22 protein-coding genes and 1 tRNA gene are annotated in these 24,719 nt (G+C 59.5%); 6 read left to right on the forward strand and 17 right to left on the reverse strand.

Annotated features, from left to right (window positions below; genetic code table 11):
* Positions 1-46 precede the first annotated feature (46 nt).
* The 9 genes from V7756_RS09395 to flhA all read right to left on the reverse strand — a co-directional run bounded on the left by V7756_RS09395 (position 47) and on the right by flhA (position 11,050).
* Positions 47-787 (reverse strand): flagellar motor protein, encoded by a 741-nt coding sequence (locus V7756_RS09395; RefSeq protein ID WP_335609900.1) that lies wholly within the window; start codon positions 785-787, stop codon positions 47-49.
* Entirely contained in the window at positions 787-1,902 is a 1,116-nt protein-coding gene (locus V7756_RS09400; protein WP_335609901.1) for a protein-glutamate methylesterase/protein-glutamine glutaminase, read from the reverse strand. The genes V7756_RS09395 and V7756_RS09400 overlap by 1 nt, the downstream gene beginning before the upstream one ends.
* A gap of 139 nt (positions 1,903-2,041) precedes the next feature.
* Positions 2,042-4,324: a chemotaxis protein CheA gene (locus tag V7756_RS09405; RefSeq protein ID WP_335609902.1), complete on the reverse strand. Its 2,283-nt coding sequence runs from the start codon at positions 4,322-4,324 to the stop codon at positions 2,042-2,044.
* A gap of 155 nt (positions 4,325-4,479) precedes the next feature.
* Positions 4,480-5,268: a protein phosphatase CheZ gene (locus tag V7756_RS09410; RefSeq protein WP_335599230.1), complete on the reverse strand. Its 789-nt coding sequence runs from the start codon at positions 5,266-5,268 to the stop codon at positions 4,480-4,482.
* A gap of 27 nt (positions 5,269-5,295) precedes the next feature.
* Positions 5,296-5,673 (reverse strand): chemotaxis response regulator CheY, encoded by a 378-nt coding sequence (locus V7756_RS09415; protein WP_172409633.1) that lies wholly within the window; start codon positions 5,671-5,673, stop codon positions 5,296-5,298.
* A 218-nt stretch (positions 5,674-5,891) separates the two neighbouring features.
* Positions 5,892-6,626 (reverse strand): RNA polymerase sigma factor FliA, encoded by a 735-nt coding sequence (locus V7756_RS09420; RefSeq protein WP_335609970.1) that lies wholly within the window; start codon positions 6,624-6,626, stop codon positions 5,892-5,894.
* A complete protein-coding gene (gene fleN / locus V7756_RS09425) occupies positions 6,626-7,453 on the reverse strand; it encodes a flagellar synthesis regulator FleN (RefSeq protein WP_335609903.1) in 828 nt (275 codons plus the stop codon). Before fleN ends, V7756_RS09420 begins: the two co-directional genes overlap by 1 nt.
* A gap of 33 nt (positions 7,454-7,486) precedes the next feature.
* Positions 7,487-8,851 carry a flagellar biosynthesis protein FlhF gene (gene flhF, locus V7756_RS09430; protein WP_335609904.1) on the reverse strand — a complete coding sequence of 455 codons (1,365 nt, stop codon included), beginning with the start codon at positions 8,849-8,851 and terminating at the stop codon, positions 7,487-7,489.
* A 72-nt stretch (positions 8,852-8,923) separates the two neighbouring features.
* On the reverse strand, positions 8,924-11,050 hold the full coding sequence (gene flhA / locus V7756_RS09435; protein ID WP_335609905.1) for a flagellar biosynthesis protein FlhA: 2,127 nt from the start codon (positions 11,048-11,050) through the stop codon (positions 8,924-8,926).
* Positions 11,051-11,437: 387 nt separating this feature from the next.
* Here flhA and V7756_RS09440 point away from each other — a divergent pair, with 387 nt between their 5' ends.
* Positions 11,438-12,661, forward strand: coding sequence for a tetratricopeptide repeat protein (locus V7756_RS09440; protein ID WP_335609906.1), 1,224 nt, complete (start codon positions 11,438-11,440; stop codon positions 12,659-12,661).
* 13 nt (positions 12,662-12,674) lie between these two features.
* Positions 12,675-15,044, forward strand: a complete 2,370-nt coding sequence (locus tag V7756_RS09445; protein WP_335609907.1) for an EAL domain-containing protein — start codon at positions 12,675-12,677, stop codon at positions 15,042-15,044.
* On the opposite strand, the gene V7756_RS09450 is transcribed toward V7756_RS09445, so the two are convergent.
* Genes V7756_RS09450 through V7756_RS09465 form a run of 4 tightly spaced genes read right to left on the reverse strand, consistent with a single transcriptional unit; the run spans position 15,031 to position 19,315 of the window.
* Complete coding sequence (locus V7756_RS09450) at positions 15,031-15,453, reverse strand: group I truncated hemoglobin (protein ID WP_442908987.1); 423 nt, start codon at positions 15,451-15,453, stop codon at positions 15,031-15,033. The genes V7756_RS09445 and V7756_RS09450 overlap by 14 nt on opposite strands.
* Before the next feature lie 25 nt (positions 15,454-15,478).
* On the reverse strand, positions 15,479-16,336 hold the full coding sequence (locus V7756_RS09455) for a DUF3034 family protein (RefSeq protein WP_442908985.1): 858 nt from the start codon (positions 16,334-16,336) through the stop codon (positions 15,479-15,481).
* Positions 16,333-18,621, reverse strand: a complete 2,289-nt coding sequence (locus V7756_RS09460; RefSeq protein ID WP_335609909.1) for a putative bifunctional diguanylate cyclase/phosphodiesterase — start codon at positions 18,619-18,621, stop codon at positions 16,333-16,335. The genes V7756_RS09455 and V7756_RS09460 overlap by 4 nt, the downstream gene beginning before the upstream one ends.
* Positions 18,622-18,640: 19 nt before the next feature.
* On the reverse strand, positions 18,641-19,315 hold the full coding sequence (locus V7756_RS09465) for a methylamine utilization protein (RefSeq protein ID WP_335609910.1): 675 nt from the start codon (positions 19,313-19,315) through the stop codon (positions 18,641-18,643).
* A gap of 177 nt (positions 19,316-19,492) precedes the next feature.
* On the opposite strand from V7756_RS09465, the gene V7756_RS09470 reads away from it, so the two are divergent.
* The 4 genes from V7756_RS09470 to V7756_RS09485 all read left to right on the forward strand — a co-directional run bounded on the left by V7756_RS09470 (position 19,493) and on the right by V7756_RS09485 (position 22,414).
* The gene (locus V7756_RS09470) at positions 19,493-20,491 is read left to right on the forward strand and encodes an LLM class flavin-dependent oxidoreductase (RefSeq protein ID WP_335609911.1); all 999 of its coding nucleotides are present in this window, start codon (positions 19,493-19,495) and stop codon (positions 20,489-20,491) included.
* A gap of 79 nt (positions 20,492-20,570) precedes the next feature.
* Positions 20,571-20,644 (forward strand) — tRNA-Gly (locus V7756_RS09475).
* Positions 20,645-20,813: 169 nt separating this feature from the next.
* Complete coding sequence (locus V7756_RS09480) at positions 20,814-22,058, forward strand: tyrosine-type recombinase/integrase (RefSeq protein ID WP_335609912.1); 1,245 nt, start codon at positions 20,814-20,816, stop codon at positions 22,056-22,058.
* A gap of 2 nt (positions 22,059-22,060) precedes the next feature.
* On the forward strand, positions 22,061-22,414 hold the full coding sequence (locus V7756_RS09485; protein WP_335609913.1) for a DUF2493 domain-containing protein: 354 nt from the start codon (positions 22,061-22,063) through the stop codon (positions 22,412-22,414).
* On the opposite strand, the gene V7756_RS09490 is transcribed toward V7756_RS09485, so the two are convergent.
* The 4 genes from V7756_RS09490 to V7756_RS09505 all read right to left on the reverse strand — a co-directional run bounded on the left by V7756_RS09490 (position 22,396) and on the right by V7756_RS09505 (position 24,717).
* Positions 22,396-22,929 carry a lysis system i-spanin subunit Rz gene (locus tag V7756_RS09490; RefSeq protein WP_335609914.1) on the reverse strand — a complete coding sequence of 178 codons (534 nt, stop codon included), beginning with the start codon at positions 22,927-22,929 and terminating at the stop codon, positions 22,396-22,398. The genes V7756_RS09485 and V7756_RS09490 overlap by 19 nt on opposite strands.
* Positions 22,919-23,401: a hypothetical protein gene (locus tag V7756_RS09495; protein ID WP_335609915.1), complete on the reverse strand. Its 483-nt coding sequence runs from the start codon at positions 23,399-23,401 to the stop codon at positions 22,919-22,921. The genes V7756_RS09490 and V7756_RS09495 overlap by 11 nt, the downstream gene beginning before the upstream one ends.
* A 265-nt stretch (positions 23,402-23,666) precedes the next feature.
* Complete coding sequence (locus tag V7756_RS09500) at positions 23,667-24,269, reverse strand: hypothetical protein (RefSeq protein ID WP_335609916.1); 603 nt, start codon at positions 24,267-24,269, stop codon at positions 23,667-23,669.
* A 163-nt stretch (positions 24,270-24,432) separates the two neighbouring features.
* A complete protein-coding gene (locus V7756_RS09505; RefSeq protein ID WP_335609917.1) occupies positions 24,433-24,717 on the reverse strand; it encodes a hypothetical protein in 285 nt (94 codons plus the stop codon).
* Positions 24,718-24,719: the final 2 nt, after the last annotated feature.

The raw sequence follows: 24,719 nt of genomic DNA on the forward strand, positions 1-24,719 counted from the left end.
GAATTCCGGAAGCTGCCGGGTCCAACAGCACGCAGTCAGAATGCTGCTAGTCGAGAAAACCTTCCAGCTTCATCTCGATCGAACGCGGGTTTTCCCCCTCCGCGATCGACAACAGACCTTCAAGCATCATCTCCCGATAGCGGGATTGCTGCAGCACCACGGCCTTGAGCTTGTGCGCGACCGGCAGAAGAAACAGATTGGCCAGCGCTACACCGTAAATGGTGGCAACAAAAGCAACCGCAATACCGGACCCCAGCATGCTCGGATCGGCCAGGTTGCCCATGACGTGAATCAGTCCCATCACCGCGCCAATGATGCCAATGGTGGGTGAGTAGCCGCCCATGCTCTCGTACACCTTGGCGGCCATGAGGTCGTGGCTTTCACGGGTAGTCAAATCGACTTCCAGTATGCCGCGCAACGCCTCGGGCTCGCTGCCGTCCACCAACAGTTGCAAGCCCTTGCGAGCGTAGGAATCTGGCTCCAGCTCGGCAATGGACTCCAGTCCCAGCAGGCCATCCTTGCGTGCGATGGTGCTCCAGTTGATGATCTGGCTAATGCCTTCGCGCATGCGGTTGCTCGGCGGAAAGACTATCCAGCGCAAAATCACCAGCGCACGCTTGAACACCGTCAGAGGGGTCTGGATGAAAGCGGCGCCCAGGGTGCCACCAATCACGATAAGCGCGGCTGGCGCGTTCAACAGCGCCGAAGCGTGCCCCCCTTCCAGATAGTTGCCGCCCATAATGGCCACAAAGGCCAGAATGATGCCGATAATACTGAGAATATCCATCAGCCTATCTCTGCCAGATAACGTCCGATTTCATCCAGGTTGTAGATACCGTCGGCCAGGTTGGCCTTGGCCACTGCCATGGGCATGCCGTAAATCACGCAGCTGGCTTCGTCCTGCGCCCATACCGAACTGCCCGCCTGCTTGAGCATGCGCGCCCCTTCACGGCCGTCGGCGCCCATGCCGGTCAGCACCACCGCCAGCACCTTGTCCTGAAAGGCCTTGGCTGCCGAGCCAAAGGTGACATCCACACAGGGTTTGTAATTGAGTCGCTCATCGCCCGGCAGAATACGCACCACGCCACGCCCATCCACCATCATCTGCTTGCCGCCGGGGGCCAGCAATGCCACGCCAGGACGCAGTACGTCGCCGTCCTCGGCTTCCTTGACGGAAATTCGACAAAGCTTGTCCAGCCGCTCGGCGAAGGCCTTGGTAAAGGCCGCAGGCATGTGCTGAATCAGCAGCAGCGGCGCTGGGAAACTGCCTGGCAGTTGCGTAAGTACTTTTTGCAGCGCCACTGGCCCACCCGTAGAAGTACCGATAGCCACCAGTTTGTAGCTGCGTTTGCGCGGCGCTGGGCTGCTGCGCGGCGTCGGTGCCGCCGGTTTGCTGACGGCGCCGCTAAGCCCTGCAGCGGGGCGCGGTGCAGCGCCGCCCGAGGCGGTGCCCGGCGACACAGGCGCAGGCGCCGGACTGGCGCTCAGCCCCAGCGAGCGCCTATTGGTGCGAGCCAGTGCATTGACCCGCTCGCACAGCAACTGCCGCACCTTGTCCGGATTGCGCGAAATGTCTTCGAAATTCTTTGGCAGATAATCGGCCGCGCCCGCGTCCAACGCGTCCAGGCTGACGCGCGCGCCTTCATAGGTAAGCGAGGAGAACATGATCACCGGGGTCGGGCAGCGCTGCATGATCTGCTTGACCGCCGTAATCCCGTCCATCACCGGCATTTCATAATCCATGGTGATGACGTCCGGACGCAGCGACAGCGTCTGCTCTATGGCTTCCTTGCCGTTGGTTGCCGTGCCGACAACCTGAATTTGCGGATCACCCGCCAGTATTTCCGTTACCCGGCGGCGAAAGAAACCCGAATCATCCACCACCAGAACCTTGACCGCCATACCCTCTCCTGAACCCGCATCGCCTTGCCGCGCAGCCTGATGTGCGCCTGTTTTCGAGTGTTGCTAACCGTCTACACCTTCAGTTCATCACCACTATCGCGGCTGGCAGACGCGTTACCGGCCCGGCTGAGCCACGCTATCACATCCGCCGCGCGTAGCGTTTGAGCAGGCTGGGGATATCGAGAATAAGCGCAATCCTGCCATCGCCGGTAATAGTCGCGCCGGCCATACCCGCCGTACCCTGCAGCATACGGCCAAGGGGCTTGATAACGACCTCTTCCTGGCCCACCAGTTGGTCGACTACAAAGCCCACGCGCTGGGTGCCCACGGAAACAATAACCACACTGGCGGCCGAGTGATCGCTGGTATCTTCAACACCCGGCATCAGCCAGCGCTTGAGATAGAACAGCGGCAGCGCCTTCTCGCGCACTATGATGACTTCCTGGCCGTCGACTATGTTGGTGCGCGACAGATCAAGACTGTAGATTTCATTGACGCTCACCAGCGGCAGGGCAAATGCCTGATCAGCCAACATGACCATCAGCGTCGGCATGATGGCCAGGGTTAGCGGCACCTTGATCGCAATGCGCGAGCCCTGGCCCTTGGTGGATTCGATGCTGATGGTACCGTTGAGCTGGGATATCTTGGTTTTCACCACATCCATGCCCACGCCCCGACCCGACACATCGGAAATCTCGGTCTTGGTGGAGAAGCCGGGCGCCAGAATCAGGTTGAAGCATTCGCTATCACTGAGGCGCTCTGCGGCATCCTTGTCCATCATGCCCTTTTCCACAGCCTTGCTGCGCAGCACATTGGGATCCATGCCGCGGCCATCATCAACGATGGTCAGCAGGATGTGATCGCCCTCCTGCTGCGCCGCCAGGACCACCTTGCCGGTGCGTGGTTTGCCGGCGGCTTCACGCTCGTCCGGCGGCTCCACACCATGGTCTACCGAATTGCGCACCAGGTGGACCAGAGGATCGGCCAGCGCCTCGACCAGATTCTTGTCGAGATCGGTATCTTCGCCCACCAGCTCAAGGTTGATCTCTTTCTTCAGGCTGCGCGCCAGATCGCGCACCACCCGCGGGAAGCGGCCAAATACTTTCTTGATCGGCTGCATGCGGGTCTTCATCACCGACATTTGCAGATCGGCGGTGACAACATCCAGATTGCCCACGGCCTTGTTCAGCTCCTCATCGCCGCTACTCAGGCCCAGGCGGACCAGCCGGTTGCGCACCAGCACCAGCTCGCCAACCATGTTCATGATCTCGTCCAGGCGAGCGGTATCAACCCGCACCGTGGTCTCCGCAGCGGCGGGAGCGTCGGCAGCGGGCGCAGCTGCAGTTTTGGCGGCAGGCGCAGCGGCGGCCGGCGTGGGCACTGCAGCGCCTTTGGCCGGCGCCTTGGGCGCCGCTTTGGCTGCTGCGTCGGACGCGGATTTGGGTTGCGATTCGGTCTCGGCCTTGGCGTCAGCCTTGTCTGCCGTCTTGGCTGGACTCTTGGCTGCAACCGGGGCAGCCGGCACCGCGCTGGTGGGAGCCGTACCCTTGCCGTGCAACTGGTCCAGCAGAGCTTCAAACTCATCATCGGTGATGTGATCACCGCTGGCAGGGTCTGCCGCTGGCGCAGCCGCTAGCGGCGCTTCGTCTTCAGGCGTGCCGGGGGCGCTGCCCTTGCCGTGCAGCTCGTCCAGCAGCGCTTCGAATTCATCGTCGGTGATACTGTCGTCGCTGGCGACTGCTTGAGCGGCAGACTCGCCGGCAGGTGCCTTGCCACCGCCATGCAGTTCATCAAGCAGGGCTTCGAATTCGTCGTCGGTAATATCATCGTTGCTGCTGGTGACTGTGCTTGCGGCAGCCGGGACGGCACTGGCCGCGGCCTCTGCAGCGCCATCGCCGTGCAGCGCATCGAGCAACTGCTCGAATTCGTCATCGGTGATATCGCCATCGGCATCAGTCAGACTTGGGGCTGGCGCCGCACTGGCTTGCGCGGCAGGTTGCGGGGCAGGTTGCGGGGCAGCCTCTTCGGCGCCCGCCGGTTGCGCCAGGGCGGCAAGAGCATCGAGCAACGCGGGATCAGCAGGCGTAGGATCCTGTTGATTGCGGACCTGGTCAAACATGGTGTTGACCGCATCCAGCGCCTGCAACACCACATCCATCAGATCGGAGGTAACCGGGCGCTCGCCCTTGCGCAGGATATCGAACACGTTTTCGGCGATATGGCAGCAGGCTACCAGGGCATCGAGCTGCAGGAATCCGGCACCGCCCTTGACGGTGTGAAAGCCGCGAAAGATGGCGTTGAGCAGATCCTTGTCATCGGGACGGTTCTCCAGCTCGACCAACTGTTCAGACAGTTGCTCGAGAATCTCTCCGGCCTCGACCAGAAAGTCCTGGAGAATCTCTTCATCCGCATCGAAACTCATGCACCCACTCCCCTCGGGCGTGTTATCGGAAGGCCACGCAATGCCGCCTTGAATTTCCATCTCGGCGCTGCGCAGTCACTCAACGTTGCTACCAGGCAGCGACCTTGAGCAGTCAGACCGGACGCGCGCTCAGCGTGCGGCAGTTACAGCTGACATCAGAATCCCAGGCTGGAAAGGAGGTCATCAACCTCATCCTGACCGGAAACAACGTCTTCCCTTTTATCGGCATGAATTTGCGGACCTTCACCCCTGGAGGAGGATTTTTTTCCGTCCTCGGGAGATTCACCATGATTGATGCCGGTAATGCGGTCGACCTGTCCCGCCATTCGGACCAGGTTGACCAGGCTCTCTTCGACATCATGCACGAGCGTAGTCACACGCTTGATCACCTGGCCGGTCAGATCCTGATAGTCCTGAGCCAGCAGAATATCGTTCAGATTGGTGGACAGATCCTTGCTGGTCGATTCAGTCTGCTCAAGGAACTCGCCTACCCGGCGGTAGAGGTCGCGAAACTCGTCCGCCGCCATCTCCCGGCGCTGCAGCCGCTGCCAGTCTGCCTTGAGGGCGTTCGCCTGCTGCCCCAGATCAGCGACCTTGGGGACGCTGGCCTCGACCAGATCCATGGTCCGGTTGGCCGCCTTGTCGGTCAGCTGAACCACATAGTCGAGCCGGTCAGAGGCATCGGATATCTTGGAAGTATCGTTGTCACCACCCAGCGCGTGGGTCGTGTCGATCTGAAAATTGACGATGGCATTGTGCAACGCGCGGGTGAGCTGCCCCACTTCGTGATAAAGACCACGGTCGCGTGCCTGATTGATGGCATGAATGACCAGCAACGCTTCACCGAAGTTGCCGCTCTCAAGGTGACCAACCAGCTGGTGCGCATTGTCCTTCAGCGAATGCTCGAATTCCTGAGCGGTCGCCTGGCCGGGATCCTTACTCAAAGCCATAACCTGTACCCCGGTTGATTATTATTTAGCCTGAACTCGCTCAAAGATTTTTTCGATCTTTTCTTTCAAGGCCTGAGCCGTAAACGGCTTGACCACATAGCCATTGACGCCCGCCTGCGCGGCTTCAATGATCTGATCTCGCTTGGCCTCGGCCGTTACCATCAGCACCGGCAGGTGCTTGAGCCGCTCGTCGGCCCGCACAGCGCGTAACAGGTCAATGCCGCTCATGCCGGGCATGTTCCAGTCAGTCACCAGAAAATCGAAACTGCCGCTCTGCAGCATCGGCAACGCGGTGTTGCCGTCATCGGCTTCGGCTGTGTTGGTAAACCCAAGGTCGCGCAACAGGTTCTTGATGATGCGCCTCATCGTCGAAAAATCATCAACGATGAGAATTTTCATATTCTTGTCCAAGTCGACCTCCGTACAAACCAGGGAAAGTGCAGGCCTGCACCCCGAAAACCCATTGCAATGGCCAAAGCAGCCGTATAAGAAATTCTGAGCAACCCGCTATGCGCAACCGGTTGTTCGCAATTACCTTGTATTCACCAGCAAAACCGCCCTGGGCACAGTGCTACCATTTGCGCAATCAGAGCATTGTCCGGATGTTGACGACAAAATCAATCATTTCGCCAACTTGACAGCCGCGCACGCAAGCGCGCGGCGCATTGGCTATGCAACTGGCTGACCCGCGATTCGCTGACACCCAGCACGGCGCCAATCTCCTTGAGGTTCAGCTCCTCATCGTAATACAGCGACAGTAGCAGCCTCTCACGCTCGGGCAGACCCTCGATTGCCTCTGCCAGTGCCGCACGAAACCGCTCATCCTGCAAGCCTGAAAAGGGCTCGAAATCGCCCTGCACATCAGCCGGCGCGCCACTCTCGAGCAGGTCTTCAAAGCTGAACAGCTTGCTTCCGGCTGTATCATTGAGAATGGCGTAATATTCTTCAAGACTCATATCCAGTTCGGCCGCAACCTCGTGATCTTTAGCGTCACGACCCAAACGAGACTCAACCGAGCGCATCGCGTCACTGACCATACGGGTATTGCGATGCACCGAACGGGGCGCCCAGTCGCCCTTGCGTACCTCGTCCAGCATGGCTCCGCGAATACGGATACCAGCGTAGGTTTCGAAACTCGCACCCTTGCCAAAATCGAATTTGCGAGATGCTTCCAGCAAACCGATCATGCCGGCCTGCATCAGGTCTTCCACCTGCACGCTGGCCGGCAATCGGCCCAGCAGATGATAGGCAATGCGCTTTACCAGCGGAGCATATTGCTCAACGAGTCGATCCTGATGGTCTGCAGACGTCTGTGCTCGTGTATACATGCTTACTCCGCCAGCCGATGCAATCATAGGCCTGACCCGGTAGGCCGTACCAGACGTTCAACGAAGAATTCCAGGTGCCCGCGTGGATTGGCCGGCAATGGCCAGGCATCCACTTTCTGTGCAATCGCGCGAATCGCCATGGCCGCCTTGCTGCGCGGAAAGGCTTCATAGACTGCACGCTGCTTCTGTACGGACTTGCGCACCGCTTCATCAAAAGGCACGGCCCCGACGTATTGCAGCGCTACGTCGAGAAACCGGTCAGTTACTTTGGAGAGTTTAGCAAAGACCATGCGACCTTCCTGCGGAGTGCCAACCATATTGGCCAGAATCCGGAAACGGGTCATGCCATGGTCACGATTGAGCAGCTTGATCAAGGCGTAGGCATCGGTGATCGAGGTCGGCTCATCGCAGACGACAACCAGGGCTTCCTGGGCCGCGCGCACAAAACTGACTACCGAGTCGCCAATGCCGGCAGCGGTATCGACGATCAGCACATCAATGTTGTCACCAATCTCGCTGAACGCCTGGATCAAGCCGGCGTGCTGCTGGTGACTGAGATTGACCATGCTCGCCGCACCTGAGGCTGCGGGCACAATACGGATGCCGCCTGGGCCGGCGATCATCACGTCACGCAGATCGCATTTGCCCTCCAGCACATCCGCCAGCGTGGCCTTGGGCTTCAACCCGAGCAGCACATCGACGTTGGCCAGCCCAAGGTCGGCGTCCAGCAGCACGACGCGGCGGCCGATGTCGGCCAAGGCCAGGCTGAGATTGACCGACACGTTGGTTTTGCCGATACCACCCTTGCCGCCGGTGACTGCGATAACCTGAACCGGATGATTGCTACCCATCTGCGTTGATTACCTTGAATTATTGGTTTTCGCTTAGCTTGCCCGCTGGCCATGCATCATGCCGGCAAACACATCTGCCATTGCCTGGTCGGCCGGCGCTTCATTGCCCGCCATACTAACTGCACGGCTGACCAACTGGTGCCCCACCGCGCGGTTGATATCGTCCGGAATTCGCTGGCCATCTGCCAGATAGGCTACCGGCAAACCCTGCTCCATAGCCAGCCCTAATGATTCTCCCAAGGTAGCGGCTTCATCGACCTTGGTCAGGATGCAACCGCTGAGACCACAGCTCTTGTAGTTATGATACGCAGCCTTCATTACCCGATACTGACTGGTCGCCGCCAGCACCAGCAGATTACGCACCTGCTTGCCCTGCTGCGCCAGCGCACTCAACTGCCCGCGCAGGTACGGATCCTGGGCCTGCAGACCGGCGGTATCCACCAGCACCAGCCGCTTGCCGGCAAAATCAGCCAGCACATCTTCCAGACTGTTCTGTTCATCCACAACCCGCACCGGTACATCCAGAATACGGCCCAGGGTGCGCAGTTGCTCGTGCGCGCCAATCCGGTAGGTATCCATGGTCACCAATGCCACATGCTGGCTGCCGTGCTTGAGCACATAACGCGCGGCCAGCTTGCCCAGCGTGGTGGTCTTGCCTGCGCCGGTAGGGCCTACCAGCGCGATGATGCCGCCCTGATCCAGCATTTCCTCACGCAGGGTCGGGATGCGATGCGACAGGTGGGCCAGCAGCAGACGCCAGGCCTGGCGTATATCCGCCACGTCGGCGACCTGAGCCAGCAGGTTCTGACAGATATCTGCCGGCAACCCGATCTGCGTCAGTCTGCGCCACAGGCCGGCCTGCTTGGGCTGGCGCTGATTGAGCTGCCCCCAGGCCATGCCGCCCAGCTGGGACTCGAGCATTTCCCGCAGACCGGCCAGCTCGGCGCGCATGGCGCTCAGCCCGGCGCTTTCCGCCGGCTCTGCGCCAGCAGACGCGGCAGCGCTGACGGCCGGCTTGCGCGGCGCCGGCTCTTCGCTCGGCTCCTGCACCAGGCGATCCAGCAGCTCACGTGCCACCGGCGAGCCCTGCTCGGCCGCGGCACGCATACTGTCACCAAATAATTGACGATTGACCGTAGGCTGATTGCGCGAGGCCATCTGCCCTACTTCCAGTTCAGCGCGGGCGGCGACAATGCGCTCCTGGGTCTTTTTCAGCTCCTGGTCCAGGCCCGGCGTCGGCGGCGTGATGCGCGGCGCCACGTAGTCCAGCGCGGCGGTGAGCTCCACGCCGCCAGCCACGCGGCGATTGGCGATGATGGAGGCGTCAGCACCCAACTCGTCACGCACCAGCTTCATCGCCTGACGCATATCGGCGGCAAAGAAACGTTTTACTTTCATGGCTGACCTCATCTGTTACCGGTGCCCCGCGCAAGGCGCCAGGCGACTGTTGATCTGTGACCGCAACTACGTTCAGTTCTGTCCGACCGTGGCGACTATGGTCACCTGCTTGCTGTCCGGTATTTCCTGGTAGGACAGCACGTGAGCTCCGGGAGCGGCGTAGCGGACAAACTTGGCCATCATCATGCGAATCGGCCCAGCCACCAGCAGGATTGCCGGCTTGCCCTGCACTTCCTGGCGTTGCACCGCTTCCGACAGGGAGCGTTGCAGTTTTTCCGCCATTCCCGGCTCCAGCATCATGCCATCCTCGGCACCTTGCCCGGCCTTCTGCAGAGTCTGTAGCAACATCTGTTCCAACCTTGGTTCCAAGGTGATCACAGGCAGCTCGGAGTCAAGCCCCACAATGCTTTGCACGATGGAGCGCGACAGCGCCACCCGCACCGCGCCAATCACCGCGCCAGTATCTTGACTCCTGCCAGCGCTGTTGGCGATGGCTTCGGCGATGGTGCGAATGTCACGCACCGGCACCTGTTCCTGCAGCAGCCCCTGCAGCACCTTGAGCAGGTTGGACAGCGAAATGAGACCCGGCACCAGCTCCTCGGCGAGCTTGGGCGAAGCCTTGGCCAGCACCTGCAGCAGCTGCTGTACTTCTTCGTGGCCAATAAGCTCATGGGCGTGCTTGTGCAGTATCTGATTGATATGGGTGGCGACCACGGTACTGGCGTCAACGACGGTGTAGCCAAGCGACTGCGCCTGATCCTTCTGCATCGGCTCGATCCACACCGCATCCAGACCGAAGGCCGGATCCTTGCCCGCCAGACCCTTGATCTCGCCGAATACCTGGCCGGGATTGATGGCCAGCTCGCGATCGGGATACACCTCGGCCTCGGCAACCCCAACCCCCATCAGGGTCAGACGATAGGCGTTGGGCGCCAGGTCGAGGTTGTCGCGGATGTGTACCGAAGGCATCAGAAAGCCCAGATCCTGCGACAGCTTCTTGCGCACACCCTTGATGCGCGCCAGTAACTGACCACCCTGGTTGCGATCGACCAGCGGAATCAGCCGATAGCCCACTTCCAGGCCTACCATATCCACCGGGGTAACGTCGTCCCAGCCCAATTCTCGGGTCTCAGGCGTCTGCACCGCCGGCAACTGGGTCTGCTTGCGCTCCACCTCCGCTTCTTCCTGCGCCTTGACCTGCTTGCGCTTGGCGATGACATAAGCGCCACCGGCAGCCAACAGACCCAGGCCGACAAAAGCGAAATGCGGCATGCCGGGGATCAGGCCCATGATGATCAAAATGGCTGCGGCGATAGCCAACGCCTTGGGCGAGGCAAACATCTGCCGCTGCACCTGCGCGCCCATATCTTCCGAGCTGGACACCCGCGTCACCATGATGGCGGCAGCCGTGGACAACAGCAGCGATGGAATCTGCGCCACCAAACCGTCACCGATGGTCAGCAATACATAGATCTTGCCGGCTTCGACAAAGGGCAGGCCATGCTGCGCCATGCCGATGGCCAGCCCGCCGATCACGTTGATGAACAGAATCAGCAGGCCGGCCACCGCATCGCCGCGCACGAATTTGCTGGCACCGTCCATGGAGCCATAGAAATCAGCTTCCTGAGAGACTTCAGAGCGCCGCAGCTTCGCCTGCTCCTGATCAATCAGACCGGAGTTCAGATCGGCGTCAATCGCCATCTGCTTACCTGGCATCGCGTCCAGGGTAAAACGCGCACTTACCTCGGAGATACGCCCGGCACCCTTGGTTACCACCACGAAGTTGATGATCATCAGGATGGCAAAAACCACCAGACCCACCACGTAGTTGCCGCCAATCACCACCTCACCAAAGGCCTGAATCACCTTGCCGGCGGCGTCCCCTCCTTCATGGCCATAGAGCAGCACCACGCGCGTGGAAGCAACGTTGAGCGCCAGACGCAACAGGGTGGCCACCAGAAGAATGGTCGGGAACACGGCGAAATCCAGCGGCCGTAGCGCATAGGCGCACACCAGCAAGACCACCAGCGCCAAGGCGATGTTGAAGGTAAAGAAGACGTCCAACAAAAAAGGCGGTACCGGCAGCATCATCATGCCGAGCATGACCAGCAACAGAATCGGCACGCCCAGGCTGCCGTGACGCAATCCCGCCAGGTTGGTCCGCATGTTACCCATCAGTTGTGCGCGATCGACTGCCATTAGCTGGTAAGTCCTCAATCAATAATTTGACGCAAAGTGCGTGCTTGCTCACCCCTACGCAAGAACCGTTCCAGCCTGTCATTTGGGGCCAATCAACAATGATGTCGAAGTGCTATACACCAAAGCGCAAAGCCAGTGCTATGCTTTGCTGGAGCGCCCACTCTGATACACTGCCGCTACAATGACGGCAAGGGAGTGCTCGGTTTTTCAGTAGGCTGGCGGCAGCTCCCGATTCTGCTTGAAAACCGCAAATCAGAGGCTTCTTCACCTTTCCAGGCAGGAGTCCTGATGGCAAAGCATGACGCGTGCGCAACACTTGCGCGCTACCGTCTCATGCGGGCTCAGGAGGATCGTTCAGCGTAAGTTGATTACCCATAGAGAGATTTCATGCGCGTACTTGTTGTCTTGCTGCTCAGCGTAACAGCGGCCCTCTCCGGCTGCGAGAGTCTGCCCCAAGCTGACGGCCTGTTGGCACGCTCCAGCGAAGCGTTCAAGAACTCGCGTGAGCGGCTTGCCGAGCTGGCCCAACGCTTTACCGGTAATCCTGAAGAGGAGCAGCGGCACGCCGAGGTACAGAGACTGTTCGACCAGGGCTACATTGACCCCTTGACGCGGTATATACAGCAGCATGATGGCGACGCTGACTATGCACCCTATCTCGAAGTGGTACGTGCCGAGCGCAGTGAACGCTGCAGCGTTGTAGCCAGCCGCTACGCCGCAGAAACCGCCGACCCAGCCACGCTTGGCCGTTTGAAGCGCGGCTACAATCTATCCTGCCCGGAGGTAGTAGACAATTTTGCCCAACGGGTAGCTGGGGCCCAAAGCCAAGAGCAACCGCCGGCCAGAATCGAGGAGATATCGGCTGCAGTGGAGAAGCCTGCAGCACCGACCAAACCGGCCGCAGCCCGGTCTGGGGCCGCAAGCAGTGAGGCGAAAGACTGTTATCTGCTGTTCAGCATCAAGAACTTTCAACAGGCGGCAGCTCCCTGCGAGGCGGCCGGTGCGGCTGGCGACGCCAAGGCCCAGCACCATCTGGCAGTCATGGCGCAAACTGGCCAGGATTCTACCCGCGCGCTGAGCTGGGCGCGTCAATCCGCCGAGCAAGGCGATGCCAGCGGGCAATTGCTGCTGGCCAAACTGTTGAGCGCCGAAGGCGAGAAGAAAGAGGCCTTCACCTGGTTGCAGCGCGCCGCCAACCAGGGCCAGCGTGAAGCTGATTATTTGCTAGCGAAGGCCTATCACGATGGCAATGGAACCCCGATCAACCGCAATCAGGCCCAGGTATATCTGCAGCGGGCGGCCAGCGCGGGTGATATTCCTGCCATGTTGCAGCTGGCCAGCCAGCAGCAAGGATCACCCAGCGCACGCCACTGGTTGAAACAGGCTGCGCGACGCAATTCTGCCGATGCCCAGTACAAACTGGGCATGGACTACCTGGAAGGCACCAGCGGCGACATAAACCTGCAAGAAGCCTACGTGTGGCTGAGCCTGGCGCTGGTCAATGGTGACAATCGTGGAAAACGCTCAGTCGAGCAGTTATCAGGGCGACTCAGCGCAGAAGAGTTGACGCAAGCACAGAGCCGCATCCATTCTGGGCTTAACGGACTCTAGCCAAGGAATAACAATGCTTCCCGTCAAACCAGCAATCATGTTTCTGCTCAGCTTGCTGGTGTGCATCTTCATGTTTGGCACCTGGCTGATGTCGAGCCTGAACCTGGATTACGCGCAACGCGCCATGTCCGAGCTGCGCCAGCGGCAAATTACCGATACCTTTTACGCGAATCTGGATCGTATCAACGCCCACCATCGGCAGATGGAACACAACACCCAAGGGCTGGCGCGCATGGGCGGGCTGTTTGACAGCCTGCAAGACAGCGCCGGGGTAACGGTCCAGCGTTTACGCCAAAGCCTGGAACAAGCGCTGCGCGATTTCCCCGACAGCTACGGTGGCAGCGTCTGGTTCAGCGATGACCAGGACCAGCGCGCGTTGTATGCCTATCGACAGGACAACAACATTCTGGTCGAGCGCATTCCCGATACCGACGAGCAGCTGATTCGCCAGTGGTATCAACGCCTGGTAGAACTTGACCGGCAACCCGAGAGTAGCCGCGATCCAGCCGATAACTGGATGCCCGCGTATTACAAGGCAAGCATCGACAGCGCGGTGATCAGCCATGCCGTGCTCATCCATGACAACCAACAACAGCCCATCGGCCTGGCCGTTACCGACTGGCGCGCCGAGGATATAGTACGCACCGTTAGCCGTGTGGAGGTCACGCCTGGAACCTTTTCGTTCCTGCTTGATACCCAGAATCGCAACCTGTCCAGCCTGTCTGAGGCGACCAACGTCGCCAAAGCGCAAGCCCTGATCAATGCCATCATTGATCTGAACCTGTATGAGCAGCTCAAGCCGCAGAGCACCACCCGCATCATCAGCACCCGCCAGCTGGCTTCCCCGATGCAACAGTTGCAACTCGATCTGGATCAGCGCGAGCACGCCCTTTTCTTCTCCCGCACTCAGGCAGGCATGCTGTTTGGTGTTGGCGTACCCCAGGCGGAGATTGACGCCGTGCTGGAGCCGATGCGCCGCAGCAACCTCAAGATTGTCAGCACCACGGCATTAATTCTGCTGTTGATTTCGGCGCTGATTCTTTACTTGGTGGCCGGTATCTTGCGCCAACTGCACAATCTCTACACCGATAGCCTGACCGAGCTACCCAACCGCGAGCGTTTGCTGGTTGATCTGAAGAAGCGCCGAACCGCTTCACTCATATTGCTCAACATCGATTCTTTCAAGGAGATCAACGATTTTTATGGCCATGAATGCGGTGACCATGTCATTGCCGAACTGGCCGACGAATTACACGATTATCTGGGCCGGCAAGCGGGCTGGCAGCAAAGCCGACTCTATCGAATGCCCGCCGATGAACTGGCCATCTGGTTGCCTGGCAAACACACCGAAGAATCCTTGATGCCGCAGCTTGATCAGCTATTGGAGTTCATCAGCGCCCTGCGCATCACCTGGCACAGCCAGGATATCCCGCTCAATGCCAGCCTCGGCGCCGCGCGCAATGCGCAGCGCGACAACAACGACATCAGCGGCGAATCACTGTTACCCGGCGCCAATATCGCCCTTGAACTGGCGCGTCTGCACAAGAACAATTACGTCATTTATGACGAGCGCCACCGAGTGCGCGAAAGCTATGAGCAGAATTTGATCTGGGCCAACCGACTGAAAGGTGCACTTGAGTCGGGCCGTATCGTGCCCTTCTTTCAACCCATCATGGACATCAAGACCGGCCGGATCGAGAAATTCGAGTGCCTGGTCCGGCTGCTGGATGAACAAGGTGAACCGATCAGCCCGGCGCAATTTCTGGATCTGGCCAAAAAGGTTCGCCTGTATCGCTCCATCACCCGTTGCATGGTGGAAAGCAGCATGCGCCAATTTGCCGACTTGCCCTACACCTTCTCGCTGAATCTGTCCTGCGAGGATGTGCTGGATCAGGCGCTGGCAGAGCATATTCTCGACACCGTACGGAGCAACAAGATCGGCGAGCGAGTGATCTTCGAGATTCTCGAATCCGAGGGTATCGAAAACTATGCGGCGGTGCGCCAGTTCATTGACAAGGCCAAGGCACTCGGCTGCCGCATCGCCATTGACGACTTCGGTACCGGCTATTCCAATTTCGAGCACTTGTTGCGCCTGGATGTCGACCTGATCAAGATTGATGGCAGCCTGATAAAACAGCTCGATACCAATCCCACGGCCATGACGATCTGCCACGGCATTGTGCAATTTGCCGAAGAACTGGGCATGAAGACCGTGGCCGAATTTGTCCATAGCCCGGCAATTCTCGAGAAGGTACGCGAGCTCGGTGTAACCTTTGCTCAGGGTGCCGCTATCGGCATGCCCTCGGCCAGTCTGATTACCGAAGTGACTCTGACCGGCAGCGATTCTCTGGACGACATCGGCGAAGAGCCTAGCGATAGATAATCTCGCCGCGCATTGGCGCCAGGCGCTGCAACAGGCGGTTCTGCACCGGCACCGGCAGACCTTCGTTCTCCATCGCGGCAATCAGATCTTCCACCAGCGCGTTGAAGTCTGCCTCGGTGAGATCAAAGCCGGCATGCACTTGGGCCATCCTGTCGCCGGAGTACACGCAAGGCCCTCCTGCTTCGACACAAATCTGTTCCTGCAGCTTTTCCTGCAAGCGCGCGATATCCGTCTCGGCAAAGTGACGCACTATGCGCTGATCATCGGCAATGCGGTACAGCAGGCCCTCCACCACACGGTTGATGCCAGCCTGCCCGCCCATGGCCTGGTACAGGCTGTCGTCGGCGGGCGCCTTGCTGGCACAGCCGGAAAGACCATAAATCATGAGCGCAGTGGAGAGTGCTGTCAGAAGTGGAGTTCGCATGGCTGGCGCCTCAGTAACTCAGCTGCATGGAAAGATAGAGACCCTGCTGCCCATCCAAGGTGGCGACCTCGCCCATATCAGCCCAGGCAGCGACCAGAGCGAGACGTTTGCTCGGAAAATAACCTACAAAGAGGTCGTGCCAGTCGCTTTCACCAGCGAATGACAGATTGTCCGGTTTCTCCCGATACTCCATCCCGACCACCCATTGCGGATTGAGCAACAGTGCCACGCTACCTTCCTTGAGCAGGCTGCGACTGTCGCGGCGGTCGCCGCCAAAACCAAGCAAACCGGTTTCATTGGCCCGCGAGTAGCGCAGTGTGCCGTTCAGCAACAGGTTGTAACCGCCCACCGCCCCCAGGAACAGGCGCGAGGCGGCCAGATAGTAATCGGTATCCGAATCGCGCTCGGCGCCCACCAGCGCGGGAATCAGAAAACTGCGTTGGCGCTTGTATTGCACGCCCAGCGAAACCTGCGGCAACTGCTCGTAGATCAGGTCACCGAACAAGCGCAGCTTGAGACCGTAGATATCCTGATTCAGAGTCTTATCGGGCAGCCCTGCGGCCTTGCTGAGCGCATCCATGTCGAGGCGCTGACGCGCCACCGACAGCTCCAGCCGGTTAGACAGCCCCAGCGATACGCCGTAGGCATCCAGGCGGTAGTCGCCGCTATCGACGCGCGTAGCGAATACATCGCCGCCCCACTCGTCACGGGTACCGTAACCAGCCAGAACCGCCCAGGGCACTATGCCGCCACCCGCAGCACCCTCAATACTGGTCGCGCCTCCCGTGGCCAACAGGCGACCACCGGGCTCAGCCAGCACGGCGCTTGCGCCCAGCAGTAAAACAGCGCCGGCCAAAAACCTGTTCAAACGCGCTCTCCCACCCCGAAGGTGCCCCGGGTCTGTTCTATCCAGCGCTCTAGATCAGGCACCGCCAGCGGCCGGCTGATGAAGTAACCCTGCGCCACATCACAGTGACGCTCCTTGAGCCAGTTCAGGCTCTGCACATTCTCGATCCCTTCGGCGATCACCTTCAGGCCCATGTTGTGGGCCAGTTCGATGGTCGATTTGACGATCACCGCATCATCACTGCCTTCGGTCAGCTGCAGGACGAAGGACTTGTCGATTTTCAGGTCCTGCACCGGCAGACTCTTCAGCATCGCCAGCGAGGAGTAGCCAGTGCCATAGTCATCGACTGCCAGGGCGATACCCAGGTCGCGCAATATGCGCAGGCTCTGAAGGCTGCGCTCAGGGTCACGCATGACCGCGCTCTCGGTCACCTCCAATGAGAGGTAGTCAGGGCTGATCTGCTGCGCATGCAGCATCCGTTCGATGCGCTGCGGGAACTCGGGATCGTCCAGATCGCGCGCGGATATATTCATCGCCACCTGCAAGTGAATGCCGCGATCAATCCAGCTTCGCAGTTGCGATAGCACCGCCGCCATCATCCACTGCGTCAGCATGCCAATGCTGCCGGTCTGCTCCGCCAGGGTGATGAATTCGTCGGGGCTGATGGCGCCCAGCTCGCTGTGATTCCAGCGCATCAGCGCCTCAACCTGGCGTACCTCGCCAGAAGCCAGATCCAGCTTGGGTTGAAAGACGGCGGTCAATTCCTTGTGCTGAGGGGCGTAGCGTAGATCACGCGCCAGACGAATACGCCGCTGGTATGCCTGATCGCGCTGCGCCTGATAGACCGCGATGCGTTCCGGCCCCGGCGCAGCATCGGCCAGGGCGATACTGGCCTGGCGCAGCAACTCGTGCGGATCGCCGCCGTGCAGCGGCCAGGCCACCACGCCGGCGAGCCACTGGGAGCTGAGCTTGATGTCGTCCACTTGCAGCTTTTCGCCCAGCCGGGCCAACATGGCGTCAATGACCACTACCGCTTCATCCAGTTCACGCCGGTCCAACAGCAGCAGAAAGCCTACGCCGGGCTGCCAGGCCAGCAGCGAGTCAGCGGGCAGTTGACCTTCCAGTGACGCCACCGACTGACGTATCAGGGTATCCATGAAGTCCTGCCCGCGCGCCTTGAGCATCAGATCGGCAGTGACCAGATTGCACTGCGCCAGCACACCGCGCTGACCGCTGACCAGCGATGCCCTGAGCTGCTCGCGCAGCACACTGACGTTTGGCAAGCCGGTCAGCGGATCATGCAATGCGTTGTGCGCAATCAGCTCTTCGCGCTCGGCGATACCACTGCGCATCGCGTCAATGCGCTCGGCCAGCAGCCCCAGCTCATCGCTGCGCGCTAACCTTACCTGGCCGGTATAGTCACCGCGACCAATGCGCATTGCCGCTTCTGCGAGCAGCGCGACCGGGCGCGCCAGACTGCTGGAAAAGCGCACAGCCAGCAGTGATGAGGCCACCAGCGCCACCAGCGTGATGATCAACAGCTCACGCTTGAGCACGTCGAAACTCGCCAGGGTCTCGCTCAACGGACTGGCCAACTGAGCCGCCACTTTATATGGCTGCTGGTCCAGCAAGCTGATAACCGTGGTGAGGTACCCCTCGCCTTCCAGCGTCTGGGTTCCTTCGTGCAGATCCATATCGTTCTGCGCGTAGGGCGAGGTTGAAAAGCTGCTCATCACATTGTCATCGCGGCTACTGACAAAGCGAATTTCCAGCCCAGTCAGCTTTTGCATCTCGCGTGCCAGCGCCTCGTCCAGGCTGAAGGCCATTGCCACCTGCCCAACCGGCACCGGCGCACGCACCACCGCTTGCACCAACAGATAAGGGCGCTGGTCGATCATCGCCATCATGGCTTGGTCGGAGAACGGCTGCAGCGCCTGCACCTCGACCGCCTTCGCCGTAGGGCGGTTAACCGAAGAAATACGCAGCACGCCCTGGGCATCAAAAAACATCGCCTGATCGGCGCCGATGCGCTGGACCTGATTCAAGAGAGCGGAGCGAATGGTCGGCAAGTCACCGGTAGCCACCGCCTGACGAAAACCGAAATCAGCTACCAGTATCTGGGTTGCGCTGGTCAACTCCCGCGCACGTGCCTCCAGCAAATTGCTGAAAACGTTGCTACCCACCTGCAACTGCCGTTGCGCCTGGCGGTTGGCGGAAACGTCGGTGGAGGTATAAACCGCCAGAAATACCGCACCCAGCACCAGCGCCAGCAAGCCGACGGAAGTGACAATCAGGCGGGTACGCAAATTTCGGATCCGCACCTTGTCAGTAACCCGTTTTGAAACGTTGTTGCAAGGGTGAAAGCGCCGGCGCGGGTTCTGCCGGGGCAGCCGTCACCGGCAGACTCAGCGTTTGTCCGGGCGTGCTCAGGTCCAGCTCACCCAGCGATACCGGGGCCTGCTGGAACTGACTGGGATGCCACCAGGAAACAGGCCAGTTGCCATCAGGCAAATCGGGCAGCGAAACCCGGCCGCTAGCGTCGCTCACGGCAAACTGCGGGCTCTCGGTGACCAGTATGTAACCCACCATAGCGTCATGAATATTGCAGCCAAGCACTACCGCGCCGGCGCGATCAAAGGTGACTGGCGGCGCCTCCGAGCCCTTGAACAGGCGCAATTCAAAGGGTTTGGCGTCGGAGAACGAGTAGACGTGATGACGCACATCGTCGCTATTGGGGAAATCCACCAGAGCACCGACAGGCACCGTCAGCACCTGGGGCAGAAACTGACGCTCAACCTGATCCATCACATACATCTGCTGCGGTGCGGCAGGCACTGCATCCACCAGCAGCACGGCGTTGGCCAATGGCGCACCCGCGGCGTCAGTCAGTATAACTTCTGCCCCCACGCTGGGGCCAGCCAACAACAATGGCCCGGCTGCGAACAAGCCGGCCAGCAGGGTACAACGCAGTGCACCGCTTTTACCTAGGTAAGGCAGCATAGGCTCTCACTCTCCTGGTGATTACTCGGCTACTCAGGAACTATCCCGGTCCTCCAACGCCCAGACGCTACCCGCAGCTACTTCCACGCATTTCTTGCCTGGAAATGTTTTGCTGTGTCGCCGGTCCTCAATCGACGTTAGCATAGCGTGATTGCAAACTGATGTGCAGGAGCAACGATGACAACCTCGGCCATTAAGCTGTCCATACTGGATTTATGCTCGGTTACCGAAGACGCAACGCCAGCAGACGCGCTGCACAACGCCCTGGCCCTCGCCAAGCTGGCCGAAATACTGGGTTACAATCGCTTCTGGGTGGCCGAGCATCACAACATGACCGGCATCGCCAGCGCCGCGACTTCCGTGGTCATGGGCTACCTGGCCGCAGGCACCCATAGCATTCGCATAGGTTCAGGCGGCATCATGCTGCCCAATCACGCGCCGCTGCAGATTGCCGAGCAGTTTGGAACCCTGGAATCGCTCTACCCCGGCCGCATCGATCTCGGCCTGGGGCGCGCGCCCGGCACAGACCAGTCCACCGCCCAGGCACTGCGCCGTGGCCGCACCGACGGCGAAGATTTTCCGCTGATGCTGGAGGAATTGCGCATGCTGTTTGCCGCTCCCAGCCCCGGCCAGCGCTTGCGCGCGGTACCTGGCGCCGGTCTCGATGTGCCCATCTGGCTGCTCGGCTCCAGTACCTTCAGCGCCCAATTGGCCGGACGCCTGGGCCTGCCCTTCGCCTTTGCCGGCCAGTTCTCGCCCGATTACCTGTTCAGCGCGCTACGTCTCTACCGTGAACACTTTGTACCCTCAGAGCGGCTCGCCGAGCCCTACGCCATGCTGGGCATCAACGCCTATCTGGCTGATGACCGCGAGCAGGCGCACTATCTGGCCAGTTCGCACCAGCAAGCCTTTCTCAACATGATTCGCGGCCGCCCCGGCAAATTGCCTGCACCCACCCACGACATGGAAAGCCTCTGGCAACCGCATGAACGCCACCAGGTCATGTCTACCCTGTCCGGCAGCCTGATTGGCGACGCGCAAGCCGCAGGCGAGCAGCTTGAGCAACTGTTGGAACGTACCGGGGTGAACGAGCTGATAATCAACAGCCCCATGTACGATCAGGCCGCCAGGCAGCACAGTTATCAATTGCTGATGCAGCTCAACCAGCAACGCTGAGAGCGGCCCGGTGGGCGGCAAAACAAATACCGCTGCCCCCTTCCCCAGCGTCAGCGACTCTGGTACAAAGAGCGCCTGTGCGGGTGTAGCTCAATGGTAGAGCAGAAGCTTCCCAAGCTTACGACGAGGGTTCGATTCCCTTCACCCGCTCCAACGCATTATTTCTGCATCGCCCCTATTGCTCCCTGCATACCCTCAAACGACCGAATGACGCGGCTTTCGTTACCCCCTGTTATGCCCTGTTGCCCCCTGTCACAATTGCCCGCCCTGTATGGCCTCGTGTATGGTTCGATTCTCAGGGCTTCCACCATACAAGAAAATCATGAAAAGACAGGATATCAAGCGCCGTCCGCTGGCTGACACGGTGCTGGCTTCTCTGGAGCCGGAGGTAAGGGAATACCGGGAAGGCTACGGCGTTGACCGAATTTATTTTGTGGTGAACCAGTCCGGCCGCAAGCGGTGGGAGTGGCGTTACAAGAAACCTGCCAGCGGCAAGTGGTCGTGGCTCGGCCTTGGAACCTATCCGGACGTAAGCGCCAAGGGCGCCCGTGCAAAAGCCCTCACCTTCTCGGATATGCTTGATAACGGCATCGACCCAGCCACCCCGAAGCAAGTCGCGCCGGCCGCACCTTCATTTCGAGAGGTAGCTGAAGCCTGGTATGAGAAGAAGGCACGAGACGGGCGCGCCATCAAAACGATGAAGAGCATGCGCTATGCACTGGATAACGACATCCTTCCGGCGCTTGGCGCCACCCCTATCGACGAAGTAAGCCGCCGACAATGCGCTGACCTGCAGCGATCGATTGAGGATCGCGGCGCGCACAACACATCGGAGAAGGCTCGGTCGTGGCTGAATCAGATATTCGGCATGGCCATTGCCCGCGGCTTATGCGAGAACAACCCGGCAAGCAACCTGGTCGACATTGCGGAGAAAGCGCCGGCCGTCGAGCAGTACCCGCACCTGATGGAATCAGAGCTGCCTGAGTTCATGCAGGCGCTGCGCGAGTCTCCCAGCAAAATCATGGCAAAGGTCGCCGCCTGGATGGTGCTGCGCACGGCATCAAGGCCTGGCATGGTGCGCGCTGCTGAGTGGTCAGAGTTCGACTTTGATTCCCAGCTATGGGCGGTGCCGGCGTTCAAGATGAAGATGAGCCGCGATCACCTGGTGCCGCTGCCCGACCAGGTGGTAGCCGGTCTACTGGAGCTGCAGCGTCACACCGGCAGGTCACGATTCCTATTCCCGTCCGAGGGCGTGAAATCGCAAATCATGTCTGACGCCACGATCAACAAGGTGTTCGCCCAGGCAGGATACAAGCGGCGCATGACCGGCCACGGCTCGCGGCATACCTGCAAGACTATCCTTTCCGAGCATGGCTGGCCTGACGCCTGGTCGGAAATGCAGCTGGCACACAAGAAGATCGGATTGCGCGGGGTGTACGACAAGGCCGCCTACCTTGAGAAGCGCATCATCATGATGCAGTGGTATGCGGACTATCTGGATGCGCTGGAGAAGGGAATCAATGAAGAGCAGCGAGCAGCGTTTGCAGCTCGGGTTATGAGGGAATAACCGTGCCCGTCCGAATAATCGTCTGCGGCGGCCGGCACTTCAGCGACCGGCAGGCAGTGTTCCGCGTGCTCGATCACATCCACACCTACCGCGGCATTGCCGAGGTGATACAGGGCGAGTGCCCGACCGGTGCGGATAAGTGGGCGCGAGAATGGGCGGTGGGCTACGGCATACCGCTGGAGCGGTTCAGGGCTGAATGGGAGAAGCACGGCAGGCGCGCGGGCCCGATCCGTAACCGCAAGATGTTGGAGCTCAAGCCGGACGGCGTGGTGGCATTCCCTGGTGGCCGCGGCACTGCGGATATGCGCAACGCAGCCCGCGAAGCCGGCGTGCCGGTTTACTGCCCGTTTGGTTGACTCTGCCGCTCACGCTCCAACTCCTGAAAATACAACAGCTTGGCCCGATCCTCGATCACTCCGGCGCGGATATCCCAAACAGCGCGTCCAGCTTCTGGACTGAGTTCGAGGGCGGCGACATCGCCCAAGCTGCTGCCGCCTGTGGTTTCGGACACGATGGCATCGGCGCGGGCAACTTTGACTGCGATGCGCAGCCGCTTACGCTCATCATCAGCGCCAGAATACAGGCGCTCAAGCCTCTTGTTTTCTTGTTTCGCATCTTCCATCTCCCCGTAGTGTTCCTGATCCAGCGCCTGCAGCCGCTCGCGCTCGGCCACCAGCAGCTCCTGCTGTTTCTGCAGCTGACGCTGCCCTGCCCTTGCAATCTCCCCCAGCGTATTCGCGTGCGCAGTGTTGGCCCGTTCCAGCGCGGCCTCACCGTTCGCGCCCTGCCAGATCCACCCAATCCCGAACCCCAGCAGCACCAGCACGATCAGGGCGCCGCCCTTCAGCCAGATCTTGTATTTAGCGATCATGGCCCACCTCTTCCATCGCTTCGGCATACAGCGGTGCCCAGGTCTTTTCGTGTGGCTTACCCGGTCTCCAGTTGCGAATGTAGTACTGCCAAGCGGTCTGCACCTCACCGATGGCCGGCAGCGGGCGTGAGTCCGTCCAGAGCAGTAACCGAGCAAAGCCAGCGGCAAGGATGTCGTCATGCTCCAGCGCAGCAAACGCCGCCGAAGCACTGGGCGCAACGCCGCGTGCAGCACACAAGCCCCGCGCATAATCTCGGCTGGACGAATGAGTCAGCACGCCACGAACACCGCCACCAAGCTCAAATTGCCAGAAGCCATGAGCTGGCCCTCCGATCTGGTGCCGGTGCTCAAATCGGCTTTCCTGCAACCCGATAGCCATCATCATCACCTCAGCTTCCGGCGACGTCATACGATCAGGCAGCAGCGAGAGCGCAGCCGCTATAGGGCCGCGCCTTACTTCATCAAGGGGCATATAAACTCCAGGCATTAAAAAACCGCCTCAAGGGCGGTGTGTGAATTGGTCAGCATTTTTGATCGTGCAGGGATGACAGCTCAGGACGGTGGCGGCAGTATCAACACCAGTTCTCACAGGGATTGTGAGTCGTCCTGAAGTTCCTAGTTATATCGCCGGTGATGTTTGCAGTACCGGCATTCCGCTCTCGCTCCTACAACAAAGCTCGCAGCTACCGCATGTTGAGATATCACCGCCCTAATATCATGATCCTGCTTTGCAGTACTTAAACAGCGCCCATAACTTTGGGGTCCTCTACCCACACCACCTTCGCCATTCCAGGGGGTAGTGTGACGCTTCGTGATTGGTTAATGCGCCAGAAAAAACGATACTCTTGCTGCCAAGAATCATGCTGTGATTTTAGAAAATGATTACGCTGGTGGTCTGTTGTGTAAAGACAGGACCCGAATTTCGCCGTCTTTCCCAGCTTCCAATTTAAAAACGACCTTAGGCGGTCAATATTTTTAATTTCTACGCACGCTTTCTTGTCGAGCCTTTTCGCAATATCTATATCAAAAGCATCGCAAAAAGAAAGTATCAAACCGTCTTCTAAGTAAATACTGGCATTAACAATGTCAGGTATCGCCACGCCGTTAAAACTGCAGCCTTTTATAGTTAGCCCCCTAACGTCTGGGTTGGGTCCAAAACCTATAAATGGCTTCAGGCTGAGCAAGTCAACGGGAGAATTGTGGGTAAGGTTCTCGTCAGGCGTGTAAATCCCTTTTCTTTCTGGCGACAGATAATTACTAGCCAAAGAGATCGGCACATCACCACCGAGAACCCATGCCGTTGTCCAATCTGGACGTGTCAGGTATAAGTATTTTTTCAAAGGGTACTTCCGCAGTCGCGCTTTAATCAGCAAGACTAGCAGCAGCCTTGCCCTAACGCCACGCCGCCGTGTGCACTACTAACCATCCACATAGCGCCATCAACGCCGCCGGGCAATACCACTTTTCCACCCTAAACCGGTGATGTTTGCAGTACCGGCAACCCTATCCTTCTGCGCTATCCTGAGCAGTCAACTGGCTTTCCAGCACTGCCTTTTGCACATTGAGCTGTTCGATGGTTTCAAGTGCGTCGATCAGCGCTTGAGCCAGTATGACTTCTGCCGGGAATGCAACAGTACCCATAGGGTGCGGGCCGTCAATGCTTCTGCTGACCTCTACACCGTCTCGCTTTAGTAAATTCAAGAAGGCGACATGCGCTCCCGCAATAGTGCCGTCTTCCGCATAGCGAATGAGTATTTCGTTTGGAACTCTTTGTTCTGTTATGCTCATAA

Source organism: Halopseudomonas sp. (assembly GCF_036961105.1).
Taxonomy (GTDB): domain Bacteria; phylum Pseudomonadota; class Gammaproteobacteria; order Pseudomonadales; family Pseudomonadaceae; genus Halopseudomonas.